General features: G+C 54.2%; 4 protein-coding genes. 1 reads left to right on the top strand and 3 read right to left on the bottom strand.

Going from position 1 to position 4,162, the window contains the following annotated elements; all coding sequences use genetic code 11:
- Window positions 1–104, top strand: a 104-nt coding sequence (locus tag TU80_RS32455; protein ID WP_156422911.1) for a transposase domain-containing protein, incomplete at its 5' end; no start/stop codon positions are given.
- Here TU80_RS32455 and TU80_RS30895 read toward each other — a convergent pair.
- The 3 genes from TU80_RS30895 to TU80_RS30905 all read right to left on the bottom strand — a co-directional run.
- A complete protein-coding gene (locus TU80_RS30895; protein ID WP_235000084.1) occupies window positions 78–749 on the bottom strand; it encodes an alkaline phosphatase family protein in 672 nt (223 codons plus the stop codon). The two genes, TU80_RS32455 and TU80_RS30895, sit on opposite strands and share 27 nt — an antisense overlap.
- A 5-nt stretch (window positions 750–754) precedes the next feature.
- Window positions 755–1,879, bottom strand: a complete 1,125-nt coding sequence (locus tag TU80_RS30900) for a DUF4062 domain-containing protein (RefSeq protein WP_057006133.1) — start codon at window positions 1,877–1,879, stop codon at window positions 755–757.
- A gap of 118 nt (window positions 1,880–1,997) precedes the next feature.
- The coding region (locus tag TU80_RS30905; RefSeq protein WP_248843155.1) for a helicase-related protein at window positions 1,998–4,162 on the bottom strand (2,165 nt) is incomplete at its 5' end.

A 4,162-nucleotide genomic window follows, 5' to 3' on the forward strand; every position in this document is an offset into this window, starting at 1 on the left:
GCATCGAACCCGCCGCTTGGCTCAAGGATACGCTGGAAAAACTACCCAGCTGGCCCAACAGCCGGATCGATGAGCTATTACCCCTCGCGCCTCAACCTGAGTAAAGGTGGGGCGGCTGGACGCTTACCTTTCTCCAACGCCGCGCTTACCTTGAACGCCAATTGCTCCTTGCGCGACAGTCCGACCCATTTCTTGAGGGACTTCACATCCTCCCAAATCGAGTCAAAGTAAATTTGGTCGCCCCCCATCAGCAGCAATTGGAACCGCTTCAAGCCCTTGTCATGAATTCGTCCTTCGTGCCAAAGCTGTTCCTTGTCCAGCACGTAACCTGCAGCACGCAAGTCACTGTCATGATTGCTGATCAGGTCAGCCCATACGGCGTTTTCAGGGCGCACCAACTTGCGCATCCCACTAGGGTCCGAAAAGCCATTGCAAGAGACGTAGGCCATTCTTGGGGCATAGTCTCGACCGGGAATGGAGAACTGCCATTGCGGCCCTTCCTGCCCTACACCAAACTTTACTGTTCGCTCCTGCGCCTGCTGATCACAGCTCAGGTCGTAACGAAGGATGGTTTCTTTCGGACGCTCCAGCAAAACCTTCGGCGTCGGACAAGCCTGGCCGTCAACAGAAAGAACAGGAAATGCGGCGCCAGCTACAACTCCGACTAACGCGGTCACCTGCCACTGCCCGGTTTTGCTGACGCCTCGGAAGGACAACACGGGCCCCACAGTAAAAAGTGCTTTTGACATCCCTGTTATCTCCCTTCAAGTTCGGCGGCAATAACTTTGACAATCTTGGCGCGTGAAGCGGCTCTCTTGGCCAGAATTTGCGCTTCACCTGTTTGATCCAACCATTCCCTAAAACGCTGGAGCGCATGGCGCGTTTGCGACGCATCGCGACAGTTGGCCAGGAAGGCAAACTGTACTTTCTGTACATCATCAGCGACAAAAATACCGAAGGAACCGCTGACAACCGTAGCATCAGGAAAGCCTAACAACGCAGTGGCCTGAGTCTCTGTCGCTCCACGGTGACAGGCGATTAAATGCAACGGTCCTTCTGCACCTTTCAACAGATCAGCATGCTCATGGTCACGCAGAAAAGGCTTACCCACCAGCTCACGCGCAGCAGCAACCGTGAACGCAGCCGGGATTGCATGGACAAACACAACGACATTCACTCCAGCAATTGGAACAATGGCGAACGCTTCGCTAGCAGGGACTTTGCCACCATTGAGCGCCTGCAGTAACACCGCTTCCATCGCTCGTTTGCGCTGACGGAAGTCCATCCGTGTCCAATCCAGCGCCTGGCCCATATCGAAACGGCTCGAAGCCGCAGCGGTTACACCACGCTGGGTCAGAACGACCAACGCATCGAGAAGCGCTTCCTGGACGCGGCTACGCAATTGCTCAACAGTTGAAACCATTCCACCCCTGAAGGGTGTCTGTTGTGCAATAAAGGCCTGGAAGCGCTGATTACGTGCTGTCTCAGCTACCTGGCCATCGCCTGCTGGGATATTTGGCATAGCGATGAAGCGCACCTTCCCCCGAGTAGTGGCTAGTCCCTCCATGTACTCCGCATGGCAAATACCAATGTCGCCGTCACCACTGGCCCAGCCGGCATTGCCGTTGGACAGCACCAGTAGCACATCGCAATCCCTCACGGCTTGCAAACAGGCATCCCAGCTGTCCTGCATTCCGTCCGCAGGAGGTGCATCTTCGTTAATCCAAACTTCAAATACCTGTTTGCCAAATAGCTTCGTGCCCTCTATCTCACGTTTGAGTTGCTCTCGGATATTGCTGAGCGTTTGATCGCTGTCCGTGGGAAAGCGATCGTTACAACGACTGGACAGCATTACTTTGATTCTCTTTGACTGGGCCATCCTTGCTCCTGCCCCACTTCCGAGGCCTCAAAATTCTTTGATCAATGAATACCTTCCCGCCCTACCTCCAGATTCACCTGGCCAAGAAGCCGGAGGCAATACGGTGCCCCCCTTTCTGTTATGCACTGGTTACGACCCGGACATCTGAACCAGATACGTTCTTAATGTAGGAGTAACTGGTGCCGAGGACAGCAAGCTGATCAGCGGAGATTTTCGCCGCTGAAATGGCAGGCTGTACGATCACGAATCTGAAAATCATCTCGTGGTCGTGGCACTTGTTGCGAAGCAGCTCCAAATCTATTGGGTCACCCTTGAGGATTCTGTCGAACCCTTTCGGCAGCGATTGCTGGTACCGACCCATCAATCGATTGAAGAATTTTTCCTCGGTGTGCAGCCACTTCACCGATCGTGATGCCTGGCCGCAGACCTCGTAGACATCGCTCACACGAGCGCCAGGTCGAGCCTCGCCATCTTTTTGGGGGCAATACTTGCAGTGGTAAAGGTCGACAAAGATTGCGTCCTTGCTCTCTTTGATTGCCACCAAATCCGCAATCTCACCTGCGCCATCATCGTTGAAAATGAATGCATAGTCGTCCTCGATTCGGCTGTAGGTGAACCCTTGGACGGTGTCCATGTTACGAGTTGCCCTCATGGACTCGCTGTGGATCTGGGTGGTCTCCCAGTCCCAAGCCTCAATCAGCGCTATCGGAAGCTTCAAGCCCAAGCTATTGGGTGTGTAAAACCGATAATTGCCCTCGACCATCGAACCGTCCACGGCTAGCAGCACCAAAGGATTCGCATCCAGGTACTGTTCGAACGAGCTCTCTTCGGCAAAAATGATCTTGACCTCAAGGCAGGAGAATTTGTAGCTATCCTTCAGCAACCGTACTGTGATGTCAGGCAGCTGACGCTCCGTGCCATCTGCTGCTATGGCGATGACGGGCACTTCTAGTGTCAGATCGTCAGTCCGCTGAGGTTTCCCAAGCTCGACATCAAGCAGGTTGAAAATCTCACCATTGAACGCCAGCGAAATTTTCTGCTCGTTTTCGATCGCAATGGACTCAGGCCAATCAGAATAGAAGAGTCCCGTTGGCCAGGCCCCCTCGATCTTCTCCGAGCGAATCACATCCTTGAGCACTTCAGAGGGGTTGATCGTGGCGTCATTGAGTTTCTGCGAGGCGCGCTTGCACCACTCAATCCAGTAAATGATGCTGGAAGTGTTCATCTCCCAGATCTTCCCCTTGTGAGAACAGCCAACGGTAGTGCGCTGTCCATCTTCATAGCCCGTTGCGAAGATGTTGGACTTTTTCGCCGTGCCGTTCTCGATTTCACTGATGACGGTATTGATGTCCCGCCCGACGTGCATCGTGAATCTCAGATCCTTGCGTGTCCTGGACAACCCCACGTTCTGTAGCTTCATGAGCTTGATGTCGTGCAGGGTTCGGAAGGTAGGCTCACCGTTGATTCGCCTGGCATCCTTTGCAATCAAACTCAAAAAACGCGTCGCTTGCGACTCATCACCAGAGGAGTGAATGAAGAGCGTCTTGTCGGGCGAATGGTAGTAAGCCAGGTACAAAATCCAGTTGGTGTCCACGATCGTCGAGGTCTGAGCCCATCCGACCGGAGTATCTCGTCGCGTGACCATGATAATGGTGTCTGAAGCGTCGTTGATGGAAAGGAACTGCAGTGGTTCTTTCTTCTGGGAGAAGTGATTGGCCTTCTCTGGCCGCCACTGGTCGCGCTCCACATGGTAGGCGACCGCACTGATCTTGGGGTTGGGGTTCAACCCGAAGATGTCCTCGGAGTCGGCATCATCCGGGAACTGTTCGGTGAACGTCTCCTTTTCGATTTCGCGGGCGATCTTGTCTTGGCTCACGTCTCGAATCACAGCGCTCCAGTCGGCACTTTCCTTGTAAAGCACTGCCATCTGGTAATCGACTTTCTGGTTGGCAATGTTTGAGACGAATTTGGCGTCGCCTAGCGTGTCATCAACCCGGGTTAGCCGACCGATGAACTGTAGCGTGACTGCCGGGCTGCGATGCTGATCGTGAATAGCCGCGATTTTCAGCTCTGGCAGGTCGAAGCCTTCGCCCAGCATGTCCACGCAGACGATGATCTTGTATTTCTTCTCGACAATTTCACCCAGCAGCTTGACCGTAAGCGTCCAGCCCGCCCACCTTCTCCTCGAGCACCCCTGCCCGCATCCTCTGTATTTTTCAGCAGGGGATTCACATGGAAACGATGCACGCGCGGCGCGAGTCCTGGGCCAGGCATGTCCAGGCC

Origin of the sequence: Pseudomonas veronii, assembly GCF_001439695.1 — a bacterium.
GTDB lineage: Bacteria > Pseudomonadota > Gammaproteobacteria > Pseudomonadales > Pseudomonadaceae > Aquipseudomonas > Aquipseudomonas veronii.